Below are 21,912 nucleotides of genomic sequence, written 5' to 3'. Positions count from 1 at the left end.
TCCGGTTAACCTTTCCTTAAGGATGATGTGGCGGCCGGCGGCCAATTCTGCGAAGCAGGGCAGGTGGCCTGTTGCGTAGCGGAAGTTCCGATGTCGCCCGATACCTTGAATTCCCTGTTCTCGCTCCTGATCGGTTTCGCGCTCGCGGGCGCACTGGCCAACGGCTACCAGGCGATGGCAGAGCGCCCGGCCGGTTTCGGCCTGCTGCAGGAGGGCGTGGCGCCGAAGACCTTCGCCGCAGTCCCGTTCCTCGTCTTCGCCGCACCGTTCATCATCATGCGCAACACGCTGCGCGGGGCACGCATCGAGCGCCGTCGCTTCGAATTCGTGATGATGGCAACCGTCATCTCCGGCTTCTGGAGCCTGATGTCGGGCACCTTCTTCGTGATGACGCTGCGCGCTGCGGGCGTGCTGGCCTGATCCGATCATGATCCGCGGCCGATCACGGTCGCGCTTGCTTGAAACCATGTCGGCCGTCGTGCCAAGGTCTCCTGCGATCAGAGCTTCGGTTCTGATTGAATCAGAAACCGAAGCTCTGGATTTTCGTTTCGACGCGTTTTCTTCACGCGAACCGGTGTCCACTTCGCTCGAAACGCTCCAGGGAGACCTCAATGGCGATCTACGAACTCGACGGGCAGGCGCCCGATCTTCCCGCCGACGGCAGCTACTTCATCGCCGACAATGCCGTTGTGATCGGCAAGGTCCGCCTCAAGTCCGCCGCGAGCGTCTGGTTCGGCGCGGTGCTGCGCGGCGACAATGAGTGGATCGAGATCGGCGAGGGCTCCAACGTCCAGGACAATTCCACGCTGCACGTCGATCCCGGCTTTCCCCTCAGCATCGGCAACAACGTCACCATCGGCCACAATGCGATCGTCCACGGCTGCACGCTGGAAGACGGCGTGCTGATCGGGATGGGATCGATCGTGATGAATGGCGCGCGGATCCGGCGCGGCAGCGTGGTCGGTGCCGGCTCCGTCATCACCGAAGGCAAGGAGTTTCCGGAAAATTCCCTGATCATCGGTGCGCCCGCGCGTGTGGTGCGTACGCTTGACGCGGCGCAGGCCGAAGCGCTGTCGCGGCCGGCGAAGTCGTACGCGATCAGGGGTCCGCAATACAAAGCGGGACTGAAGAAGATCGGCTGAGAAGCCTCAGCGCTTGCGGCCGCGCTTGCGCGCGGCGTTTGCTGCCGTGGTGCGAGGCTTCGCTCTGTCTTGCGGTCTCGTTGCCTCCTGAAGTCTTGCGCTCCTGCGCAGCGCATCCTTCAGGTCGATCGGAATGCCGTGCTTCTTGAGCAGGTCGGCGAAAGCCTCGTCGGCGAGCTCCTGCAAGGTCGCCATCCGGTCGCGCCCGAGCTGCTTCAGCTTGTCGAAAGTGTCGTCGTCAAACTCGATCAGTTTGCGCAAATTGCATTGCTCCCAAACTGTATTGCTCCAACGCCTGCGGGAACCGGCGTCTTGCGGACTCGTTGACGTCCGCAAGGGAGAATTGCCATGCGCAAACTATCTGTCACCACCGCGCTCGCGACAATCGCGATTGTGCTGGCGCCCGCGGTTACCGTCGCCCAAGGTACTGGGAGCGGCGGCCCTTCGTCAGCCAGCCCGACATCGCCGCAAGGGATGTCACCGCCCGGGACCAACAGCGCCGGGACCGCGCAATCCTCCGGCGGCTCCAATACCGGTAGAGGCGTTACCACCGGCTCGGCAACGACGACCGAGAGCGTCGACAAGGCCATCGCCGACGAGAACAAGGCGGTCGAGCGCCGTACGAAAGGCATCTGCCGCGGCTGCTAACTTCTGACGGCCGCGCTTCGATGAACGCGGGTCGCGCAGATGTGAGCGCGACATAGGCGCGCGGTAGAAGCCGCGGTCCTAGATTGGGTTAGCATGCGCAGGACGCGGCGGAGGAGGCTTGAAAGCAAAGCCTTTGAAAAAAAGGAGTAACGGGTGATGTTGCGTAAAACGATGATTGCCTTGCTGGCGACGGCCTCGGTCGGTCTGTTCACCGTCGATGCTGCGTCGGCACGCGGTGGCTTCGGTGGCGGCGGCTTTCATGGTGGTGGCGGCTTCCGCGGCGGTGGCGGATTTGGCGGCTTCCACGGCGGCGGCGCCGCATTCCGGGCCATGGGCGGTGGCGGTGGCTTCCGGTCGGCTGCGATCGGCGGCGGTTGGGCCGGCCGCGGCTGGCACGGCGGAGGCTGGCGTGGTGGCGGCTGGAATGGCGGTTACTATCGGCGCGGCTGGGGCGGCTGGGGCTATCCGCTCGCGGCGGCAGCGGTCGGCTTCGGGCTGGGCTATGGCGCCTACGATTACTATGACGGCTACTACGGCAATCCATACTACGCGGGCTACGGCTATGACGATGGCTACGGCTATGGTTACGGCGGCTGTTACATCGTGCGCCGCGGCGTGATGACACCGTATGGCTGGCGCGTTCGGCCGGTGCAGGTTTGCAATTGAGCCATTCGCTCACGCATGGCCGGTCCATTCGGTCGCCATGCTGATGGTCTTGCAATGATCGGCGCGGCCGGCGTTTCGATGCCCGGCCGCCGCGCTGGGTCGCGCACTGGTATGCAGCTTGCAGCGCCTTGCAGCAGTCCGTGCGTGAGCGCGCCGCGAAAACCAATGGTCCGGCTGCGATTGAAGCCGGGCCCAGAGGACATCAGAGATGCTGACCATTCCTGACCTGACATTGCTGCTCATGGTGGTTGTTGCGAGTCTTGCCGTTGCGCTGATCTTCACGCTCCGCGAGCTCGAGCCGAAGCTTGCACGGCTGCGACTGCGAGGTGGTCGCACCAAATAGGCGGCAGTGCCGTTCGCCGCGGCTTTTGCCGCGGTGGTGCTGCGCGGGCAGAGCCGTCGGCTGAGCACGCCGTATTCCTTCAGCCGGTCTGCATCTTTCGCGCGGTGAGGGCCGCGTTCTTGGTGGCGGTCCCGAGCGGGATTCAAGGGCCAAAAAAACAAGGCCGTCGACGTAGTATACCGTCAACGACCTTGCCAGCCCCGGATATTGAAATCGGCTCACGCCATCCGGTCGTTCGAAGATGACTCGGATTCGAGGGCCGATATGTGAACCAGTTCACAAAGTCCGGATTAATTCACGGTAGCGGGCACTCCTGATCGGCCGCTGCAGCGGCCCGTGAGCCCGAACGTTCCCCGTTAGATGATGATCTTGCTCGGGATTTGGCGCGTTTTTATGGCTGGCCACCTCGCCGGGCGCCGGCCTTTCGGGGGCTCAACCGCGCGACCTGTGGCGCTTCCGGTTGGCGCTGCGGGTCGCCTTTGAGCGCTTGCGCGGCGCGGGCTCGGCGGCCGGCTCGTTGGCCTGCGCGCTCGCCAGCGACTGGCGCAGACCCTCGACCTGTTCGGTCAGCGCGGCGACCTGGTCGGAGAGCCTCTTCGCATCGGCCGCCTGCAAGGCGGACTGCTTGCGCATGGTCTGCAGCTGGTCCTGCACCTCCTGCAACTGGTCGATGGATTCCTGCTGGGTCACCTCCATCCCCTTGGTCTTTTCCACCAGGGCCTCGGAGACCTGGGCGGTCCGCGCCTGCAACTGACGCGCGGCGACCATCCGGTCGGTCTCCGGCACGTTGCCGGTAAAGGCGCGCCACAGCGCAATCGAGCCGATCCCGAACAGCACGAGCACCAGTGCCACGGCGCCGATCGCGATCGGCTGCACGCCAATCAGGCTGCTGGCTTGTGAATTCCGGGGGGCAAGTTCGACCATGCGACCAACAACCGGACATCAATTGAAAGGTTCGAAATAGCACAAACCTCGGCGCGGGCAAAACCGGGGGGTGTGTAGACCACTGCGGCAGCAGGGAAATTTGTATCACATGTTAATCTTCGGCCGCGCTGCTCGGCCTGCTCGAGGCGCCGATCGGCCACTGGCCGACGCGAATCCAAGCTCCCGAATTCAGCCTCTGGGCGCGATCAGGCCGACCCTCATGTCCTTTGCCAGATAGACGCAGGCGCCGTCGGCGAGCACCCGGCCGTCGGCGATGCCCAGCACCAGCCGACCGCGCCGGGCCTGGCGTATGTCGACCTCATAGCGCACCACCCTGACGTCCGGCGTGATGTGCCCCCTGAACTTGACCTCGCCGACCCCGAGCGCGCGGCCCTTGCCCGGCGAGCCCGACCAGCCGAGCCAGAAGCCGACGATCTGCCACATGGCGTCGAGGCCGAGGCAGCCGGGCATCACGGGGTCGTCGGCGAAGTGACAGGCGAAGAACCAGTGGTCCGGAGCAATCTCGAGCTCGCCGGCGACATGGCCCTTGCCGAAGGCGCCGCCGTCCAGGCTGATCTCGGTGATGCGGTCCATCATCAGCATCGGCGGTGCCGGCAGTTGCGCGTTGCCCGGGCCGAAATAGCCGCCTTCGCTCGAGCGCAGCAGATCCGGCTTGCTGTAGGACGATTGCGGAGCGTGAAAATCGTGCGGGTTGAACAAGATGGTCACCGATGTTCGGGTTCTGGCTGAAGCTTAGCTGCGGCTGCGCCGCGTGGCTCTTGGCCGCGCGGACAGGGGTTTGGCAGGCAAGCCCAACGCGGCGGCCATGAAGGCCCAGATGTCGCCGGTCAGCCTTGCCGGATCAGGACGTCTTTCGCTCATGAGCGCCCCGATCAACGCCTGGCGGATGCCGCCGATCATCAGCGCGATGGCGAGGTGAGGGTCGATGCCACCGGGCACGATCCCGTCGCGCTGGGCCGCCTCGAGCATGCGGGCGCCGGCTGCAAGCTGCCGGCCGGTGAAGGCGGTCTCGACATCGAGCACCTCGGGCGCGCGGCTGAGCGGTCCGATCACGAGGGGCGCAAACGGGTGATCGTAGTGAAAGGCGACATAGGCGCCGATCCGCGCCTTCTCCCGGTCCGCCCAGTCGGTGGCGGACAGCTTGGCACCGCCGAATGCCGCCGCATCAAGCTGTTCATAAAAGCCTTCGACCACGGCGGCGATCAGGCCGGCCTTCGATCCGAAGTGATGGTAGGCGAGCCCGACCGAGACCTGCGCCCGTCTCGCGACGGCCTGCATCTCGAGATGTCCGTGGCCCTCGATGAGTTCGGCCTGCGCTGCCGAGAGCAGCCGTTCCCGTGTCCCCAGGTTCGCGTCCATCGTGGGCTCATTCGCTGAATTGAATTCAATTCAATAGTGACAATGCCAGGATGTCAAGCTGGGGCCTTATCGCCAGGCCACCAACAAGATCGTCGGCATCTCAGACGAGACCGCGGCGTTTCTCGAGCGGTTCTTCCAGACGTCGATCGAGGCCGCTCAAAAAGGTTGCGGCCAGCCTTTGGGGGAAGGCTGGCCGCGCGCGAACCGGTCTGGGACGGGGAGGGGTGGGGATGTGACCGGGTCGCGAACTCGAAAATCCTCAGGTCTGCTCAGCGCGAGCTTGCCGTTGCAACTGCGGGGCGGTTGTCGCCGAGCGAGACCCACACATTGGGATCGCCCTGCGACTGCCGCTTGACGAAGCGGTAGCCAGTGTCGGTCCAGGCGACGATGCTCTCGCTCTGGTTATCGAGCACGAACTCGCCCTTGTCGGTCTTCACCGTCAGCACCGCGTGGCCTTCGCCCTTCTTGTCGCGGACCACCGTGATCAGCAGCGCCTCGCGGGGCCAGCCGGCGTCCATCAGCATCTTGCGCTTCAGGAGCACGTAGTCCTCGCAGTCGCCATAACCGTCTGATGGCAACGACCATTTCTCGATCACGCCCCAATGATCCATGTCGGTCATCGGCTTGATGGACTCGTTGACCCACTTGTTGACCCGTACGAGGTCCCGCCAAGCGGTCTGCGACAACACGATGTCGCGTGGTTGCGTCGCACCGCCGCGGCATTCGCCCGGATTGTCGGCACAGAATTCGACCCAGCCGATCGGCGAACGCGCAACGTCACCCAGGCTGGCGTAGACCACGTCGCCGGCCTTGGCCGACACGCACGTCGCAAACAGAATGGCGGCAACCGCCAAACCTTTCCCCTGTCCCCTGAACCCAAACATCGCGGCCCCCGTTCTTCTTGTTGGGACCACGTTTCGCACAAAGCTTTTGCGCCGCCGCTAAGTACGCAAAGTAGATTTGACGCGAATACTGGTAAAAGCTGCGGCGAATTCGAACTGTACTTGAATCGAATTCGCGTAAAATTTGAAACAACTGCAATTGATTCAAACTTTATGCATTAACCCGACAAGCGCTGCGCCAGAGCGGTTTGTTGCGTCAAGCGCTGCGGCCGTTAACCGCCGATTTTCACCGGGCCGAACGCGCCGAAGGCGGCCACCGGTGCACCGGTGGCCGCCTTCGCGGGCCAAAACAGGGGTCTTGAGCGGTTTTTCGCTTTACCTCGCGGTAACGCTCTCTTCGAGCGTTTCCGCCGATTGCTCGTGAACGAACTCGAGCGCGAAGCCTTCCTCGAGATTTCGCACCACACGGGCCTGCACCCGCCCGAGCATCACGAGCGATTTCAGCGGCGGGCGGTTCTCGGCGGCAATCGCAGCACCGGACAAGGAAAGATCGATGATGCGGCAGGTCATCCGCGTGCCGTCTTCCTGGGTCAGCAGCGCGATCGGGTTGCGCGGCACGATACGGTCGTGGCGGCGATCCTCGGGCAGATTGAGGATGTCGCGGTTGGCGAGCCAGGTCAGCTGGGCGGCGAGCTTGTCGCGCTTGCGCGCGGTGGCGCCGATCGTCATCGCAAAGCCGTTGTCGATGATGCGGGTGATGCGTCCTTCGACCCGGCCGATATGGTCGAGATAGGCGATCACACGGTCGCCGACATTGCCGATGCCCGGCGCCAGCAAAGCGAGGCCGCCCGGCGACATGTTGATAATCTGGCAGGGAAACTCGCGCCGGTCGGGCAGCATGTAGCGGCCGAGCAGGTGCACCTTGACGCGCTGGAAGCGCCGCCGCTCCTCGGCTACGGGGACGACGGTAGTTTTCTTCTGTGCAAACGACATCACGACAAACCCGGCCACCGTCCATTCGGAGCCCCGACGACCCTAAGGCCGATAGGGTTAACGGGGCGTTACGGTTGAGGCGGGGAACCCGCACACGGTGCAAGAGAAGTGTGAGTGAAGATGCGCGGTTGCGGCCGGCGGCTTCAGCCGGGTTGGCGGCGCCCGGCGGATCCGGGGCGTGCGGAAGCGACGCGGAGAGGTTATTTGGTCTCGGCGTCCATTTCCGGTTCGACAGCGGTTTCCGGTTCGACAGCCGCCGCTGGTGGTTCAACAGTCACGGCTTTCAGCACCTTTCGTTTCGCCGCGCGGACCTCAATCTGCAGCGGCGGCTGATAGGACTCGCTTGGCGGCACGAAGACGAAGGCATGGTGTCCATCGCCCTTGTTGAGCTTGAGAAGATCGTTGCGGAACTCGTCGGCGACGACTTCGCCGACGAGGTTGCCGTTGAAGTAGATATCGATCGCGACCCTTTTGTCGGGGTGTTGATTGTAAAGGGCCCAGCCGGCGATCCTTTTCTCGTTGACCACGTCGACATGACCGGCGATCTCGCCATACAGACTCTCGATGCCCGCCTCGATCACCTCGAGGTCGCTCTTGTAGATCGATCTCGTCACATCGAAGCTGAAATTCGCGGTATCGACGCATTGGTCGAGCAAGCCCTGTCGATGCTCCTTCATGCGTTGCAGCGTGTCCAGTTCGCCCAACTTGACGTACATGCCGACGATACCTTCGATACCAGGATTCATGGTGTCGTTCCCCGCAATGCTACAAGCCAATTCGCCCTCGGCTGCTTTCACAATCGATGCCTCCTTGCGGAAAATACTCCGCCAGGACTAGAAGCGCCTCGTTCCGCCAAGGTCTGTCATGAAGACCTCCATGACAGGCCTTCATGACATCCCAATCGTCCTGACCTAAAGTCGGCTCGGCCGAACCTGGCCCAACGACAAGGACAGGGAGAGCGAACCGATGGAGCAGATCCGCGTCTGCACGCATGATGGACCTGGAGCCAAGCCGGTAATCCGGACAGTGCCATGGCCGGAAATCGGCAAAAAGGCGGCCTTGATCAAGGTGGGCGCCTGTGGCGTTTGCGGAACCGATCTGCACATCCTGAAGGGACATTGGCCGAAGCCGTTGCCGTGGCCGTTCACGCTCGGCCATGAGCTCGGCGGCGTGATCGTGGAATGCGGCGCGGAGTTCACCGAGGATTTCATGAGTAAGCCGCTGCAGGTGGGATCGAAGGTGATGATCCCGCCCTTGATGCCGTGCGGCCGCTGCTACTACTGCATCCATTATCCCGAGAGCGCCAACAAATGCCTGACGCCGGTCTATTACGGCCGCTATCTCGGCTTCGACAAGGCGCCGCACATGTGGGGCGGCTGGGCCGAATATGTCTATGTCGATCTCGACATGCTGCCCGGCACCAAGATCTACAAATTGCCTGACGACATGTCGCTGCGGCTCGGCGCGCTCTCCGAGCCTCTGACCTCTTGCATCCGCGCCTTCAACCGCGCCACGCGCGCCGGCGGCGTCAGATGGGGCGACACGGTGGTGATCCAGGGCTCGGGGCCGATCGGCATCCTCGCGGTCGCCGCCGCGCAGGAAATGGGCGCAGGGCGCGTGATCTGCGTCGGCGCGCCGGAGACGCCGCGCCTTGCGCTGGCGCGCAAGTTCGGCGCCGAGGCGACCGTCGATATCGAGCAGCTCGAGACGCCGGAGCAGCGCATCAAGGCGGTGCGCGACATCGTCGGCGGTTTCGGCGCCGACCTCGTCATGGACTGCTCGGGCCATCCGACCGCCGGCCCCGAGGGCATCGAGATGCTGCGCGACGGCGGCACCTATGTCGAGATGGGGCAGTTCACCGATGCCGGCTCGATCAACACGTCATGGCACCGCATCTGCACCAAGGATCTCAACGTGCTCGGCTCCTGGGGCTTTACCGGCAACGACCTGCCGCTCGGCGTCGACATGCTCTACCGCACGCGCAACAAATATCCCTGGCTCGACATGCAGACGATCTATCCGTTCACCGAAGACGGCATCGTCCGCGCGGTTGCCGACGCAATGGCGATGAAGACGGTGAAGTCGACCATCGTGCCGTGGCCGGAACTGGTCGGGTGAAGCAGATGGCGGATGCTGCAAGTCCTGCTGCAGTGCTCCCAAGGATTTGTGACCAGGGTGCGGCGATTGGGCCCTGATATCGCTCGCCGGGACGACGGCCCGGCGCTAACATCGGAGCATGCATTCGAACCGTGTGCCGCCGAGCGCGACGTTTGCGTGGGGAAACGTGTCCGAGGACTTCGCGCTGTTCAGAACCCTCAGCGCGGAGCAGCGGCGGATTGCCTTTGGCGCAATGACCCGGCGCGACCTCGTGCGCGGCGAGCTGCTGGTCGAGCAGGGCGGCGCCTCCGACGCGCTGTTTCTGGTGCTGCACGGCGCGCTCGCGGTGTACCGGACCAGTCATCCCGAACCGATCGCGGAGCTTCGCGCCGGCGAGCTGGTCGGCGAGATCGGCTTCTTTGCCAATATCCCGCGCACGGCCAATGTGATTGCGATCCGCGATACCAGCGTGCTGGTGTTGACGCGCGCCGCCTATACGACGCTGGCGCGGGAAACGCCCGAGATCGTCGAGGCGCTGCTGGCTGCGCTCGCGCGGCGGTTTGCCACCGAGACCGCGCGTCTGTTGCCGCTCCGGGCGTCACCGAAGGCGCGCACCGTCGCGCTGATCTCGGGTGGACGCGAACCGGTGCCTGCCGCCTTTGAGCACAGGTTGCGCGAAGGCCTTGCCGCTGCGGGTGCCGAGATCGTCGACCTCGCGCGGGTCCAGGCGATGTTTCCCGGCCGCGCGCTGGACGCATCCGAAGTCGCCGACTGGCTCAACAGGATCGAGTACGACGCGCCGCTGGTGGCCTATTTCGGTGGTCCTGACGCGTCGGATTGGGCGCGGAAAACCATCCGCCAGGCCGACCTTGTCGTGTTCGCCTGCCGTGGCCATGCGCCCACGCCCGATCTGACGGAGATCGAGCGCTTCGCCTGCGGAGTGCATCCGGCGTCGACGCGGCGCCTCGTCCGGGTTCATGATGTCAGGCGCCACGAGGTCAGCGGCACCGCGGCGTGGCTGGCGCGGCTGCCCTGCTTCATGCACCATCATGTCGCGCTCGAGGACCAGCTCGACATCGACAGCCTTGTTCGCTTTCTGTGCGGTCGCGCCGTCGGATTTGTCGCCGGCGGCGGCGGCAGCCTCGGCACGGCGCATGTCGGCGTCTACAAGGCGTTTCGCGAGCGCGGCGCGATGTTCGATATCTTTGTCGGCACCAGCGTCGGCTCGGCGATGGCGGCGGGCTTTGCCAAGAACTACGACGCCGAGCATCTCGAGCGCGGCACGCATGAGATCTTCGTCTCCAGCCGCAGCTTTCGCCGCCCGACCTGGCCGCGCTACGCGCTGCTGGACCACAAGGCGTTCGATGCCGCGCTCGCCGATCAGTACGGCCACAATTGCCGGATCGAGGACTGCTGGCGGCCGTTCGCGGCGGTCGCGACCAATCTGTCGACGCACAATCTCGAATTGATCCGCACCGGTCTGCTGTGGCAGGCGGTGCGGGCGTCGAGCGCCATCCCCGGTCTGCTGCCGCCGTTCTATACAAGGGACGGCTCGATGCTGGTTGACGGATGCCTCGTCGACAACGTTCCGCTGGCGCAGATGCACCAGATGAAGAGCGGACCGAATCTGGTGGTCCATTTCGGCGACCCGGCAACCGAGATGTTCGACGTCGACTATGCCGCGCTGCCGGGCCGGCTTGAGCTGCTTGCGTCGCTGCTGACGCCGTTCCGCAAGAAATTGCTCCCGGCCGCGCCGAGCGCCGTCAACGTGCTGTGGCGAAGCCTCGTTGCGCATCAGCGCTATGATACGTTGCCGACCACGCCGCTCGACATGGTGATGCGTCCGCCGACGCCCGACGGCATCGACGTCACCGATTTCGACCGCCATCAGGAAATCTTCGAGTCCTCGTACCGCTGGGCCCGCGAGACCATTGCTGCCTCGGAGGCGGCGCATCATCCGGCCATTGCGGCCATCGTCGCGTCGGCCAACGGAGCGGACAGGGCAACGGAGATGGTTGCTGACAGGGGCGCGGATCGCGCGACAGCGACCGCGCCGGTTTCCCAACAGGCCCGTGTCGGTTGACTGGCTTGCAGGCGCCGGCGAACTCGACCATCGTGCCGGACCGAATCCGGAGAACACGATGCCTTTCGATTTGATCCTGCGCGGCGGACGGGTGGTCGACCCGTCGCAAAAACTCGATGCCGTGACCGATGTCGGCTTTGCCGCGGGCAAGGTCGCTGCGCTCGGCCGCGAGTTGCAAGCCGATCCCGCCACCGAGGTCCGCGACGTCTCGGGGCTGATCGTCTCACCGGGGATCATCGACCTGCACACCCATGTCTATTGGGGCGGCACCTCGCTCGGCATCGATGCGGAGGAGTTTTGCCGCAACTCCGGCGTCACCACCTCGGTCGATACCGGCAGCGCCGGCCCCGGCAATTTTGCCGGCTTCCGCAAGCATGTGATCGAGCCGAGCCAGGTCCGCATCCTCGCCTATCTGCACGTCTCGCATGCCGGCATCTTCGGCTTCTCGGATCGCGTGATGGTCGGCGAGAGCGAGGAGCTGCGGCTGATGAATCCCATCGACGCGGCGCGGGTCGCCGACGAGAACCGCGACCTGATCGTCGGCATCAAGGTGCGGGTCGGCCTGTTCGCCTCGGGCACCTCGGGGCTGGTGCCGCTCGAGATCGCGCTCGAGGTTGCCGAGCAGGTCGGCATGCCCCTGATGGCGCATATCGACCATCCGCCGCCGAGCTATGAGGAGGTGCTCGCGCGCCTGCGTCCGGGCGACGTGCTGACCCATGCGTTCCGTCCGTTCCCCAACACGCCCGCGACCGCGCAGGGCACGGTGAAGAAGGTCGTGCTGGAGGCGCGCGAGCGCGGCGTGCTGTTCGACATCGGCCACGGCAAGGGCTCGTTCGCCTTCAAGACCGCGCGCGCGATGCTCGCCAACGGCTTCTATCCCGACACCATCTCCTCCGACATCCATCAGCTCTGCATCGACGGACCGGCCTTCGACCAGGTGACGACGATGTCGAAATTCCTCTGCATGGGGATGCCGCTGCCGGACGTGATCGCGGCGTCCACCGTCAATGCCGCGATGGCGTTGCGGCGGCCGGAGCTCGGCAGCCTCAAGCCGGGCAGCGTCGGCGACGCCACGCTGCTCTCGGTCCGGCAGGGGACGTTCGACTATGTCGATGTGGTCGGCGAGCACCTGACCGGCGATCGCAAGGTCGCATCCGAAGGCGTCGTGATCGGCGGACGCTGGTGGCATCCGCGTTAGGATTGATGGACGCGCCGCCGAGGGCGTCGAGGTGACTGACATGATCTTCTGGATCGCGGGTGTGGCTGGACTGGCGATCGCCTATCTGCTGGGTTCGACGCCGACGGGGTATCTGGCGGGGAAGCTGCTCAGGGGCATCGATATCCGCCAGCATGGCTCCAAATCCACCGGGGCAACGAACGTATTGCGAACCCTCGGGAAGTGGCCCGCATTGGCGGTGCTCGTGGTTGACGTGCTGAAAGGCATGGCGGCAATCCTGTTCGCCCGCTGGTTTTATCCCTGGTTGTACACCTTGCCATCCGTCACGCCGCCGGCAGCGCTTGATCCGCAAACGTGCGTGTCGTGGGCTGTTTGCCTGACCGGACTTGCCGCGTTGCTAGGGCACGGCCGTTCGATCTGGCTGAATTTCACCGGCGGCAAATCCGCCGCGACCGGGCTCGGCGTGTTGCTGGCGATGTCCTGGCCGGTCGGCCTCGGTGCTGCGGCGGTCTTTGGCGCTGTGGTGGCTGTCTTTCGGATTGTTTCCCTCGGCTCGATGCTGGCGGCATTGACGGCGATCGTCCTCGTCTGCAGCCTCGAGCAGCCGTTGCCCTATCGCTTGCTGGTGATCGCAGGCGGCATCTACGTGATCGTGCGCCATCGTGCCAACATTCAGCGGTTGCTGGCCGGCACGGAGGCACGGCTCGGGCATTGATAAAAGGTTCGGATTTCCTCAGGGAAGGGGCTTGCGGACCTGCTCGACCGTCTTCTCCGGCGTCGCGGCATCGTCGTGGGAGATCAGATTGATCCGGCGGCCGTTGATGCCGCCCCGCTCGTTGATCATCCGGAAGTAGGCGGCCTGCACCTTGCCGATGCCAACGGGCGACGTCGTCCCTTGCCAAATTTCAACTAGATCAGCGAATGCAAAGCCATGACCGCGGCCTCACGGCTCTCCACCGGAACAAAGAAGCTTACCGAATGCGATGACAAGACATACTTGTCGGCGATGATTCCGTGACGTTGCAGAATCTGAACCGCCTTGTATGGCAGGTCCGAGGAAATGCCGCCGAAGCAAGTGAGGCTCACCGAACTCAGCGTCTCGCGCTGTTTGCGCAGGTCTTTGCTCCGTTCCAGTGTACGCAGCAACGCGTCGAGTGTCTCAGAATCGCAAGTCATCATGATGCGGGTTTTTTCGGCGGTGAAAGCCGAGGCGAGGAGTTGCGGCCAAGGCAAGCCATTTTGCTGGAGATGCCGCGCGAACTTCTCGAAGCCTTGATTGAGGTCCGCCGAATCGATCTCCACATGCTCAATGCGAGCCATCGAGTTGACGGCCAGGACTTTTCCGTTCTCCATGTCTGCGACCTCCTTCATCACTTGCGTGCTGTGTCGCGCGCCGCCCCACTTTCTCAGGACCAAAGGCACGTTTTGGCTGTGGGCCAGCTCCACGCTGCGAAAGTGCAGGACTTTGGCGCCCCAGAAGCACATTTCGGACAGGGATGCGAAATCCAGCTGACGCAAGGGTTTTGCGTCCGCGACGATGCGCGGGTCAGCCGAGCAAACTCCGTCGACCTCCTTGATAATCTCGCAGCACTCCGCCTTGAGCGCAGCAGCCATGGCGACCGCGGTGGTATCGCTGCCACCCCGGCCAAGCGTCGTGATTTCCTTGGTCAGCGGGTTCACGCCCTGAAAGCCCGCCAAAACCACGATGCGTCCACGATCGAGCTCTTCGCGCACGCGAATGGGCCGCACATCCAGAATGCGTGCGGAGGAATGGGACCCGTCGGTCATGACACCGGCCTGACTGCCGGTAAAGCTGATCGCCGGCACGCCGAGATCGGACAGCGCCATGCTCATCAAGGACATGCTGATGCGCTCGCCGGTGGTCAATAGCATATCGAGTTCGCGGCGATTGGGATGCGGGCTGACCTGATAGGCCATCCTGACGAGTTCATCGGTGGTCTTGCCCATCGCTGAAACGATCGCCACGACACGATGACCACGGCCATGCAAATCGGCGACACTGCTCGCGGCCGCGCGGATTCTTGCCGGTGTTTCGAGACAGACGCCGCCGTATTTTTGCACGATGATGGGATTGCTAGGCATTATTGCCCGCGTCGTGTTGGAACGCGCAGCTGAACCCGATCAGATCGTTCTCCCCTTCGACGCTTTTGCGGTCTTTGATCGTTTCGCTACGACCCGTACAGCGCCCCGGTCGCGCTTCTTGCGATCCGCTTCCGCGTGCTGAGCTTTCGTCCCGCCGCGGTGAGCGGCGTATTCCTTGCCGTCTATCGGCGCGACATGCGGTGGATCTCGATCGAGATACGGTCGCCCGATTCCAAAATCCGGTCCACGCGCGTCGATCCATTTCCAAAGGGCCTCGGTGGTGACCCAACGCTCCGCCCGCGTCGCGCCTTTGACGCTCACGACATCGACGGCAAGCCCGTGGCCATAGCCGCCACGGAAGCTCCCTCCATGGTATGACTTGTCGGACGCCGCCTTCAGGCCGCTCGCGATCGATTGACGGTAGTCATCACGGAACGCGCTGGTGATGCCGGGCGCCAACCCGGCCTGCTCGGCCGCGTAAAGCGCGTGAAACAGCTTGAGCTTGAAGCTCCGATCCACCCCTCCAATCACGTAGTCGATCATCGGCATGCCCATTCGCTCCGCCGCCTTCGGATCCTTCCACGTGAAATCGTTGTCGACGCGCCTGGTGAACGTCCTGGTGACAGTCACCGTCTTGCGCTTCTTCTTGACGGTCACTTTCCGCTGCTCTTGTACGCTGATCGTGTCTTGCTTCGGCGTCCGTTCGTAGAGCGCCCACAGGTATCGGTCGATGCAGACATCGACGACGAGGCACTCCTCGAAAATATCCAGGGGTCTCGCGACCTCCTCGGTGTCACCAGACACTGGAGGCAGGCTCGCCGTCGCCGCCTGCACCGGCGATGTTTCGGCCGGCAGCGTCTGCGATGAATCCGGCAACGCAGCCACGACGATTGACTTCGGCTCGCTCGAGGTCGCCGTCGCATCAGGGGGCGTCGCCGGCACCGATTCAACCGCCATCGCCGCATCGGCGTTAGCGACAGCGTTACCCATGACGGCTGCCTGCGGCGAGGCCATCCTGTCGGACGCCGGCCCCGTTACGGGTTCTGCAGCCATCGCTGCTTCAGCATTCACTTTGGTGACGTTGTCGACTGCAATGGCCTGTCGCGTATCAGCCGGTTCGGCGTTGGCGGCGAGAGATGGTGCGAGGTCCTCGATGGACACTGCGCCGGTGTTCCCGATGCCGGCAGAGCCGGCAAGCCAGGCAACGAGCCAACCTGCGAGAACGACGGTCCCGCACATTTCCGGAGTCGCAATTCGCCGCGGGTTCATCACCCCGTAGCCTCCAAAGGCTCGATCCGAGCCCTGTTGCACCGCCCAGCACGCGACGGCATCGATCATTCGGATCAAAATGGAAACGCGCAATGGGCGGAAGCCGTCGGCGCTACGCTTTTCCAGAAAGTGTTGCCCGACCGCAACGCACGGCCGCGAGCAACCCGGTACGGCGCGTGCTGCTGTGTTCGGTGATTTTTGCCAGCGATCGAGCTTTGATTCCCATTTTGGGTCAAAGCCGACCGAGCCGGGTGACTTCCGGTTCACCTCGAAGAGCCGACGTTCGCGATCGTCATGCAGACCGTCAGTTATGGGCCGATATGAGACATCGTAGGCTTGACCAGGTACGAGGGTGGCCACCAATAGAAACCCCATTCCAGGGGAGACATCGCATGAGCTTTCAGGCCGAACTTCACGAGGAAGCGGTCCATCTGCTTAACGGCAAGGGAGTACTGACGGAAAGTACAACTCCTTCCAACGACGTGAGAGTTACGTTCGGACGCTACGAACTTTGGATTTATGAGGACGGGGCAAATGTCCTAGGCCCTTCGCTAGATAAGCGCTTCGAAGTCTACGATTTTGATGACCTCGACCATCTCAAGCACTCCGCGCTGGCGTTTCTGGAAAAGCTGCTGACCGTGTAGCGCAGCAGATGGCTGGCGACGAATGTCTGCCACGGGTCAAAAGCCGCCCATAGCGACCGAGCCGGGGACTTCCGCTTCACCGAGAAGAGCGGACGTTCCCGATCGTCCATGCAGATCGTCAGCTATGGGCCCAGGCCGTGTGAAAATCGCGCAACTCGGGGCGCTGATTAGGTCGCTCAGAGGGCCGGCCTCACGCCCGCATCGCCTCCAGCAATCCGCCCACGCCCACGATCATCATCACGCGCTTCATATTGTAGGCGAGGACGTTGAGCGCCATCTCGGTGGCCACCTTTGGCAGATTTTTCGTGAGAAAGTGTGTTGCTCCCATCCAACACTTCATTGTGCCGAACGGATGCTCCGCTGTCTGACGGCGGACACCCATTGCATTGGGGTTGTGGTCGAGCCGATTCTGAACTCTCTCCAGAACAGCTTCGTGCTCCCAGCGTGAGATGCGGCGCTCGGGGCCTGTCGTGCACTGAGCTTTTAGCGCGCAGGTTTTGCAGGCGCTTGTCCAATAGCGGCGCAGTGTCTTTCCGTCCTCTATGTTCGTATAGTGATAAGTTAGCCGCTCGCCGGCGGGACAGCGATAGACATCGTCGGCAGCGACATAGACGAAGTCCTGTTTGCCGAAGCGGCCAGCAGCTTTGGCGCCCGAAGTCATCGGCTTCGGCAACGTCACCGTGATGTCGGCTTCCTCGCAGGCCTTGATCTCCTCTCCATCGTAATAGCCGCGGTCTGCCACGGCTTCGAGCGTCTCGACAGCCATCTCGTCGCGCGCCCGCCCGGCCATGTTGGCGAGTTGGTGGCGGTCGGTGCCCACGTTGGTCACCTCGTGAGCCACGATGAGATGATGCTGCGTATCAACTGCAATCTGAACGTTGTAGCCAACGATCCCGGTGTCCTTGCCACTTGTCGCCATCGAGCGCGCGTCAGGATCGGTCAGCGAGATCTGCTTGTCCTCGCTCTTCATCATCTCCGCATTGATCGCATTGAGCCGGACGGTCTCCTCTTTGAGCTTCTCGATTTTACCTTTCAACCGCTCAACCTTCGCCTCTGGCACCGCATCGCCGTGCCGATCGGCGGTCTCGAGCTGCGAGAGATAGCGGGCGATGCTCTCGTCGATCCGCTCAAGGCGCCGCTTCATCTTCGCCTCAGTGAAGTTCTTGTCCCGCGCATTGACGGCCTTGAACTTCGATCCATCGATGGCGACGCTCGCTGCAACAAGCAGATCAAGCTTGCGGCACAGCGCGACAAACTCGCGGCAGACCTCACAAATGGCCTTGCCATTGTCCTTGCGGAAATCCGCGATGGTCTTGAAGTCCGGCGCCAACTGCCCGGTCAGCCAGATCATCTCGATATTGCGCTGGCATTCTCGCTCCAGGCGTCGGCTCGACGGCACGCGATTGAGGTAGCCGTAGATGTAGAGCTTGAGCATCATGCCGGGATGGTAGCCGGGTCGCCCCGTGTCGAGTGACTGGACGCCAACGAAGCCGAGCTTATCCAGATCGAGCCCGTCGACGAACACATCAACCGCACGCACCGGATTGTCCTCGGACACGTAGTCGTCGAGCAGTGCAGGGAACAACGTGCTCTGTGCGCGATCAACCCCTTCCACGAATCCCGCCATCGCTCGTCCCCGCCGATTCATCGGAGAATACTAATAGCAGAGGCGGAGTTTTCACACGGCCTGGGCCAGTACCGGAAAAGCAGACCGCCGGTTCAATGATGCTCAATGATGTCACAATCGTCCGAGAGGAAGTGTTTTTCCAGAAATCTATCTACGTGAACTCGGCAGCGACGGAGTTGTCGGGAGTGAACGTCATGCACTACGACCGTATCGGTGGCCCGATCAGCCTCATCCATCGGCAGTCTGCCAAGGTCCTTCAAATGCAGGCTGAGGTCTTCAGCGAAATTTCTAATTTTGTGAATGTCTAAGGCTCGATCAGCAGCCCTGTCGCGTATACGGAATTTCAATTCGAGGGATTTCATGTTGATTTCCGAGATGTCCGGTTCGACCAATCGTTAAGGGCGAATAGCTTGTGGGTTTGCATCAAGGCGCTGCTGCACAGCCTCGAGCAGATGCTCATCTGCCAATATGGCCAAGCAGAATGACCGAACCATCGCCTTGCGGCCGGCTTTGATCGCGTCAAACCTCGAGATAGTGCTCAATGTTGGCACGCGCTACAAACTGGTCCATGTGGTCCACGGCGCCGCTCCGCCGATTGGGCCAATAAGCTAATCGGACGGAACATGCAAAATGTGCCGGCATCTTCAATGCAAAGCGCTGCCCCTGGGAAGTGAACAGACCTAGGTTTGCGAGCCAGATTTCATTTGGTTGACTGACGCTTCGAAGCCTTTTCGAAACAGGACGGCGTGGTCCGCGAAAACTGCGACGCACAGATGACTTCGCGCGAAATTCCGAACACGAGTTAGAGCTGCGTCGTTTGTGCCGAACAATCGTTCGTAATCGCGATGTGCAATCTGGAGCAACGAGCCCTCTGAAAGCGAGGCGAGTTTTTGCTCCAGATCGGGAAGGGTGAAGCCTCGTCGCACGGAATCAACCTCCAGCAGATCGATGGAAGGCGGCTCATGAGGCGGCTCGACACGACCGCGCCGCCTCATGCACGCTACATCATCGGCCGATTGTCAGCCGGTCTTGAACGAATTGAACGCCATCCACCGACCAGGCCGCTCGCTCGACCGCCTGTCTTTCATCCCAGCAGTCCACCTTGCCTTCGAGCTTGACGTTGTTCCCATCCGTCACGTTCGCACGAATAGCGTCCGCTTCAATGTGAGCGCGGCGAGTCAGTGCTTGCTCGATTTTCTTTTTAATATCCGAAGCAATCGGCCGGGGAATGAGCTCGATATCGTTGAGCACGCCCACGACGCCGGACAATCTCCGGACCGCCTTCTCGGCAGCATTCTTCTGGAATTGCCAGGCGACCTTTCCTGTAAGAGTCACCAGCCCTTTTTGGACAGTGACCTGAACCGCATCGTCCGGGATGGTCGTGTCCCAACGAATGATACTCAACGCCCGTTTCGCGATTTCGTCGTCGGAGGTCCTTTTGTCGCTCGCGTAGCGCACTTCAATTTCCTGCGCGACGCCGTGGACGCCCTTAACGCGGCGCGCTGCCTGCTCGGCCGCAACCTTCTGCGCATAGCTCGGAACATGGCCCGTCAAGGTCACAACACCATCGTCCGCTACAACACCAATGTTCGCTGAATCGATGCTGGGCTCGAAATCGAGTTCATCGAGAACCATCTGCTGCAATTGGCGATTGTCCATGATCAAGTCTCCATATGCATAATTTAAAGTATGGATGAGGCATCCCAACACGACGTTGACATGCGTCAATATCTAGGAGGGAAACTCTGCATCCAAAACGCAGAACCGATCTGCGTGGATCGACCAATCTTTCAGGCGCTCCGCTTCGCAGAACTTTGTCTTCGCCAGTTCGGCTGCGCTGCATTGGTTTGGTGCGTCTACTTCAATAAAACGTTGGCAAATCTCGGCTTCCCGTCCATTGTCACCCGAAACCGTTTTCATAAAGCGCACGATATATCGAGGCATTTTCATCACTCCGCCGAAAAGCCAAGTCGCCCTGTGCTCATCATGCGACGGGTGAACCGGCAAGGCTTTGACGTCGATCAACGAGATCTGACAGCAAGTGAGCTATGCTTAGTCTACGTTGCCGAGCTGGCCAGCCTATTTGTCCACCGACCGCAACGAGGATCGCTTCATACTAAGCAGATCCGGGAGGTCGCCTTGCTGGCGGCCTCCCTTTTTCTCAGGGGGGCGGTCATTCCTTCAACGCTCGCGGCCCCACCGGCCGTTAACACGATTTCGGAATATTGGAAATATGTCACTGAGTTGCCCGACGTGTCAAGCTGCTTTGTCGAACGCCGGCCGCCGCCAGCTCCTTTGCATGGGGTTGTTTTCGATATTTTGGCCGCGCGCAGCTGCAGCTATTCGGTCTTGTCGACGTTCCAGAACACAGGCGGCGCCGGGCCTTCCAGCACGCCGGTGAGCGATTTGCGCCAGGCGCTCGGCAAGCGGAACTGGCCGAGCGGGATATAGATCACCTGCTCGTAGGCTTGCTTTTGAATCTCGACCGCGACCTTCTTCTGCTCCTCGGGCGAGGTGGCGCGCGCATAGGTGTCGCGCATCTGCTCGAGCTTGGCGTCTTCGGGCCAGCCGAACCAGGCTCGCTTGCCGTTGGCGGCGATCTGGTTGTTGACGATCGGGTTCATCACCTCGGTCGCGCCGGTGAAGGTGAAGAACAGGTTCCAGCCGCCTTCCTTGGGCGGCTTCTGGCTGGCGCGGCGGCTCACCACGGTCTGCCAGTCCGTCACCTGCGCGTCGACGTTGAAGCCGGCCGCGCGCAACAGCTGCGCCGCGACGGTCGGCGGCCCCTTCAGCGTCTGCACGTCGCCGGGGATCATGATCACGACGGGCGTGCCGTCATAGCCCGAGGCGGCGAGCGCCTTCTTCGCCTCGGCCATGCCGTTGCCCTTGATCAGCGTCTCCGCGCCGGCGTCGCTGGCGAGCGGCGTGTCACAGGCGAAATAGGAGCCGCAGATCTCGTAGTATTTGGCGTTGCCGACGGTGGCGTCGAGCACGTCCTTCTGGTTCATCGCCAGGAAGGCCGCGCGGCGGATTTTGGGGTTGTCGAACGGCGGGTGCAGGAAATTCATCCGGCCCTCGATCTGGAAGCCGAACCTGTTCAGCACGGCCACGGTGAGATCGGAGTTGGCCTCGAGCACCGGCAGCAGGTCGACCGACGGCTGCTCCAGGAAGTCGATCTCGCCGGATTGCAGCGCGTTGATCGCGGTCTGCGCGTCGGGCATCGTGACCCATTCGACGCGATCGACCTTCGCGACCTTGCCGCCCGACAGCCAATCCGGCTTGTCCTTGCGCGGCACGTAGTCGGCGTTGCGCTCATAGACGGCTTTGACGCCCGGCTGGAATTCCGCGCTGACGAATTTGAACGGCCCGCAACCGATCTGCTCGGCGATCTGCTTGCCCGGCGGCGTCTCCGCGAGCCGCTTCGGCATCATGAAGGCAACGTAGGAGGAGGGCTTTGCCAGCGACTCCAGCACGAGGCCGTACGGCTCCCTGAGCTTGAGCATGATCGTCTTCGGCCCGCTCGCCTCGAGGGAAGCGGTGAATTCGGCCAGCTTCTGCGCCATGCCGTCGACGGCGGTCCAGCGCTTCAGCGAGGCGATGCAGTCCTCCGCGGTGACGGGCGCGCCGTCGTGCCATTTCAAGCCGTCGCGCAGCGTGAAGGTGTAGGTGAGCCTGTCGTCGGAGATCGCCCAGTCCGCCATTTGCGGGCGGACCTTGAAGCTTGAATCGATGCCGAGCAGCGTGTCGTAGACCATGTAGCCATGGTCGCGGGTGATGTAGGCGGTGGTGAAACCGGGATCGATGATGCGCAGGTCCGAATGCATCACTGCGGTGATGGTCTTGCCCTTGCCGGCGGCAAGGGCGCGCGATGACAGGATGGCCGGCGCCGCGATCGCCGGCGGCACGCCGGCCGCAAGCTTGAGGAGCGTTCTGCGCGAAACATCGACCATTCGCCGTCCCCCGATTTGTCGTTG

General features: G+C 62.7%; 24 protein-coding genes and 1 pseudogene. 10 read left to right on the top strand and 15 right to left on the bottom strand.

The window, feature by feature from the left end:
• Positions 1-90: 90 nt before the first annotated feature.
• Positions 91-420: a hypothetical protein gene (locus XI02_RS27955; protein WP_016840676.1), complete on the top strand. Its 330-nt coding sequence runs from the start codon at positions 91-93 to the stop codon at positions 418-420.
• A gap of 191 nt (positions 421-611) precedes the next feature.
• Positions 612-1,142, top strand: a complete 531-nt coding sequence (locus XI02_RS27950; RefSeq protein ID WP_028336118.1) for a gamma carbonic anhydrase family protein — start codon at positions 612-614, stop codon at positions 1,140-1,142.
• A 6-nt stretch (positions 1,143-1,148) separates the two neighbouring features.
• Here the strand turns inward: XI02_RS27950 and XI02_RS27945 are convergent, their stop codons facing one another.
• Complete coding sequence (locus XI02_RS27945) at positions 1,149-1,403, bottom strand: hypothetical protein (protein ID WP_038380573.1); 255 nt, start codon at positions 1,401-1,403, stop codon at positions 1,149-1,151.
• A gap of 87 nt (positions 1,404-1,490) precedes the next feature.
• Here XI02_RS27945 and XI02_RS27940 point away from each other — a divergent pair, with 87 nt between their 5' ends.
• From XI02_RS27940 to XI02_RS46060, 3 genes are all read left to right on the top strand, one after another.
• On the top strand, positions 1,491-1,790 hold the full coding sequence (locus XI02_RS27940) for a hypothetical protein (protein ID WP_026192958.1): 300 nt from the start codon (positions 1,491-1,493) through the stop codon (positions 1,788-1,790).
• A gap of 156 nt (positions 1,791-1,946) precedes the next feature.
• Entirely contained in the window at positions 1,947-2,456 is a 510-nt protein-coding gene (locus tag XI02_RS27935) for a hypothetical protein (protein WP_026192957.1), read from the top strand.
• Positions 2,457-2,664: 208 nt separating this feature from the next.
• Positions 2,665-2,799 carry a hypothetical protein gene (locus XI02_RS46060; RefSeq protein ID WP_256438761.1) on the top strand — a complete coding sequence of 45 codons (135 nt, stop codon included), beginning with the start codon at positions 2,665-2,667 and terminating at the stop codon, positions 2,797-2,799.
• 432 nt (positions 2,800-3,231) lie between these two features.
• Here the strand turns inward: XI02_RS46060 and XI02_RS27930 are convergent, their stop codons facing one another.
• From XI02_RS27930 to XI02_RS27905, 6 genes are all read right to left on the bottom strand, one after another.
• On the bottom strand, positions 3,232-3,723 hold the full coding sequence (locus XI02_RS27930; RefSeq protein ID WP_018272326.1) for a hypothetical protein: 492 nt from the start codon (positions 3,721-3,723) through the stop codon (positions 3,232-3,234).
• Between the two features lie 189 nt (positions 3,724-3,912).
• Positions 3,913-4,443, bottom strand: a complete 531-nt coding sequence (gene fabA / locus XI02_RS27925) for a bifunctional 3-hydroxydecanoyl-ACP dehydratase/trans-2-decenoyl-ACP isomerase (RefSeq protein WP_172649153.1) — start codon at positions 4,441-4,443, stop codon at positions 3,913-3,915.
• Between the two features lie 33 nt (positions 4,444-4,476).
• The gene (locus XI02_RS27920; protein WP_172647742.1) at positions 4,477-5,103 is read right to left on the bottom strand and encodes a TetR/AcrR family transcriptional regulator; all 627 of its coding nucleotides are present in this window, start codon (positions 5,101-5,103) and stop codon (positions 4,477-4,479) included.
• A gap of 269 nt (positions 5,104-5,372) precedes the next feature.
• A complete protein-coding gene (locus XI02_RS27915; RefSeq protein WP_172647743.1) occupies positions 5,373-5,987 on the bottom strand; it encodes a transglutaminase-like cysteine peptidase in 615 nt (204 codons plus the stop codon).
• Between the two features lie 333 nt (positions 5,988-6,320).
• Entirely contained in the window at positions 6,321-6,938 is a 618-nt protein-coding gene (locus XI02_RS27910; RefSeq protein ID WP_028336124.1) for a PilZ domain-containing protein, read from the bottom strand.
• A gap of 200 nt (positions 6,939-7,138) precedes the next feature.
• Positions 7,139-7,735 carry a hypothetical protein gene (locus XI02_RS27905; protein WP_172647744.1) on the bottom strand — a complete coding sequence of 199 codons (597 nt, stop codon included), beginning with the start codon at positions 7,733-7,735 and terminating at the stop codon, positions 7,139-7,141.
• Positions 7,736-7,904: 169 nt separating this feature from the next.
• On the opposite strand from XI02_RS27905, the gene XI02_RS27900 reads away from it, so the two are divergent.
• From XI02_RS27900 to plsY, 4 genes are all read left to right on the top strand, one after another.
• Positions 7,905-9,056, top strand: a complete 1,152-nt coding sequence (locus tag XI02_RS27900) for a zinc-binding dehydrogenase (RefSeq protein ID WP_172647745.1) — start codon at positions 7,905-7,907, stop codon at positions 9,054-9,056.
• 118 nt (positions 9,057-9,174) lie between these two features.
• Entirely contained in the window at positions 9,175-11,118 is a 1,944-nt protein-coding gene (locus XI02_RS27895; protein WP_018272317.1) for a patatin-like phospholipase family protein, read from the top strand.
• A 58-nt stretch (positions 11,119-11,176) separates the two neighbouring features.
• Entirely contained in the window at positions 11,177-12,316 is a 1,140-nt protein-coding gene (locus XI02_RS27890) for an amidohydrolase/deacetylase family metallohydrolase (RefSeq protein WP_026192953.1), read from the top strand.
• Between the two features lie 40 nt (positions 12,317-12,356).
• Positions 12,357-13,010, top strand: coding sequence for a glycerol-3-phosphate 1-O-acyltransferase PlsY (gene plsY, locus XI02_RS27885; RefSeq protein ID WP_018272315.1), 654 nt, complete (start codon positions 12,357-12,359; stop codon positions 13,008-13,010).
• Between the two features lie 30 nt (positions 13,011-13,040).
• Here the strand turns inward: plsY and XI02_RS27880 are convergent.
• The 3 genes and pseudogenes from XI02_RS27880 to XI02_RS45500 form a co-directional block, all read right to left on the bottom strand.
• A pseudogene (locus XI02_RS27880) lies at positions 13,041-13,172 on the bottom strand (ABC transporter substrate-binding protein); the annotation flags it as partial.
• 32 nt (positions 13,173-13,204) lie between these two features.
• Complete coding sequence (locus tag XI02_RS27875; RefSeq protein ID WP_026192952.1) at positions 13,205-14,398, bottom strand: aspartate kinase; 1,194 nt, start codon at positions 14,396-14,398, stop codon at positions 13,205-13,207.
• Positions 14,399-14,437: 39 nt separating this feature from the next.
• Complete coding sequence (locus tag XI02_RS45500; RefSeq protein WP_244620815.1) at positions 14,438-16,042, bottom strand: peptidase M15; 1,605 nt, start codon at positions 16,040-16,042, stop codon at positions 14,438-14,440.
• A gap of 17 nt (positions 16,043-16,059) precedes the next feature.
• Between XI02_RS45500 and XI02_RS27865 the strand changes: the two genes are divergently transcribed.
• A complete protein-coding gene (locus XI02_RS27865) occupies positions 16,060-16,311 on the top strand; it encodes a hypothetical protein (protein WP_018272311.1) in 252 nt (83 codons plus the stop codon).
• A 190-nt stretch (positions 16,312-16,501) separates the two neighbouring features.
• On the opposite strand, the gene XI02_RS27860 is transcribed toward XI02_RS27865, so the two are convergent.
• The 5 genes from XI02_RS27860 to XI02_RS27840 all read right to left on the bottom strand — a co-directional run bounded on the left by XI02_RS27860 (position 16,502) and on the right by XI02_RS27840 (position 21,888).
• Positions 16,502-17,938 carry an IS1182 family transposase gene (locus XI02_RS27860; RefSeq protein WP_018271438.1) on the bottom strand — a complete coding sequence of 479 codons (1,437 nt, stop codon included), beginning with the start codon at positions 17,936-17,938 and terminating at the stop codon, positions 16,502-16,504.
• Positions 17,939-18,030: 92 nt separating this feature from the next.
• Positions 18,031-18,300 carry a hypothetical protein gene (locus XI02_RS44895; protein WP_210339747.1) on the bottom strand — a complete coding sequence of 90 codons (270 nt, stop codon included), beginning with the start codon at positions 18,298-18,300 and terminating at the stop codon, positions 18,031-18,033.
• A 643-nt stretch (positions 18,301-18,943) separates the two neighbouring features.
• The gene (locus XI02_RS27850) at positions 18,944-19,597 is read right to left on the bottom strand and encodes a BON domain-containing protein (RefSeq protein WP_026192950.1); all 654 of its coding nucleotides are present in this window, start codon (positions 19,595-19,597) and stop codon (positions 18,944-18,946) included.
• A gap of 72 nt (positions 19,598-19,669) precedes the next feature.
• On the bottom strand, positions 19,670-19,963 hold the full coding sequence (locus XI02_RS27845) for a hypothetical protein (protein WP_370143214.1): 294 nt from the start codon (positions 19,961-19,963) through the stop codon (positions 19,670-19,672).
• Positions 19,964-20,277: 314 nt separating this feature from the next.
• Positions 20,278-21,888: an ABC transporter substrate-binding protein gene (locus XI02_RS27840; protein ID WP_018272307.1), complete on the bottom strand. Its 1,611-nt coding sequence runs from the start codon at positions 21,886-21,888 to the stop codon at positions 20,278-20,280.
• Positions 21,889-21,912 lie beyond the last annotated feature (24 nt).

This window comes from Bradyrhizobium sp. CCBAU 21365, assembly GCF_015291305.1.
Taxonomy (GTDB): Bacteria; Pseudomonadota; Alphaproteobacteria; order Rhizobiales; family Xanthobacteraceae; genus Bradyrhizobium; species Bradyrhizobium elkanii.
This window is presented reverse-complemented; position numbering and strand designations above follow the sequence as displayed.

Bases quoted from the DNA above. Each gene is read 5' to 3' on its own strand.
- XI02_RS27955 (WP_016840676.1), top strand. From the start codon at position 91: ATGTCGCCCGATACCTTGAATTCCCTGTTCTCGCTCCTGATCGGTTTC.
- XI02_RS27950 (WP_028336118.1), top strand. From the start codon at position 612: ATGGCGATCTACGAACTCGACGGGCAGGCGCCCGATCTTCCCGCCGAC.
- XI02_RS27940 (WP_026192958.1), top strand. From the start codon at position 1,491: ATGCGCAAACTATCTGTCACCACCGCGCTCGCGACAATCGCGATTGTG.
- XI02_RS27935 (WP_026192957.1), top strand. From the start codon at position 1,947: ATGTTGCGTAAAACGATGATTGCCTTGCTGGCGACGGCCTCGGTCGGT.
- XI02_RS46060 (WP_256438761.1), top strand. From the start codon at position 2,665: ATGCTGACCATTCCTGACCTGACATTGCTGCTCATGGTGGTTGTTGCG.
- XI02_RS27930 (WP_018272326.1), bottom strand. From the start codon at position 3,723: ATGGTCGAACTTGCCCCCCGGAATTCACAAGCCAGCAGCCTGATTGGC.
- XI02_RS27920 (WP_172647742.1), bottom strand. From the start codon at position 5,103: ATGGACGCGAACCTGGGGACACGGGAACGGCTGCTCTCGGCAGCGCAG.
- XI02_RS27915 (WP_172647743.1), bottom strand. From the start codon at position 5,987: ATGTTTGGGTTCAGGGGACAGGGGAAAGGTTTGGCGGTTGCCGCCATT.
- XI02_RS27910 (WP_028336124.1), bottom strand. From the start codon at position 6,938: ATGTCGTTTGCACAGAAGAAAACTACCGTCGTCCCCGTAGCCGAGGAG.
- XI02_RS27900 (WP_172647745.1), top strand. From the start codon at position 7,905: ATGGAGCAGATCCGCGTCTGCACGCATGATGGACCTGGAGCCAAGCCG.
- XI02_RS27895 (WP_018272317.1), top strand. From the start codon at position 9,175: ATGCATTCGAACCGTGTGCCGCCGAGCGCGACGTTTGCGTGGGGAAAC.
- XI02_RS27890 (WP_026192953.1), top strand. From the start codon at position 11,177: ATGCCTTTCGATTTGATCCTGCGCGGCGGACGGGTGGTCGACCCGTCG.
- plsY (WP_018272315.1), top strand. From the start codon at position 12,357: ATGATCTTCTGGATCGCGGGTGTGGCTGGACTGGCGATCGCCTATCTG.
- XI02_RS27875 (WP_026192952.1), bottom strand. From the start codon at position 14,398: ATGCCTAGCAATCCCATCATCGTGCAAAAATACGGCGGCGTCTGTCTC.
- XI02_RS45500 (WP_244620815.1), bottom strand. From the start codon at position 16,042: ATGGGGTTTCTATTGGTGGCCACCCTCGTACCTGGTCAAGCCTACGAT.
- XI02_RS27865 (WP_018272311.1), top strand. From the start codon at position 16,060: ATGAGCTTTCAGGCCGAACTTCACGAGGAAGCGGTCCATCTGCTTAAC.
- XI02_RS27860 (WP_018271438.1), bottom strand. From the start codon at position 17,938: ATGGCGGGATTCGTGGAAGGGGTTGATCGCGCACAGAGCACGTTGTTC.
- XI02_RS44895 (WP_210339747.1), bottom strand. From the start codon at position 18,300: ATGAAATCCCTCGAATTGAAATTCCGTATACGCGACAGGGCTGCTGAT.
- XI02_RS27850 (WP_026192950.1), bottom strand. From the start codon at position 19,597: ATGGACAATCGCCAATTGCAGCAGATGGTTCTCGATGAACTCGATTTC.
- XI02_RS27840 (WP_018272307.1), bottom strand. From the start codon at position 21,888: ATGGTCGATGTTTCGCGCAGAACGCTCCTCAAGCTTGCGGCCGGCGTG.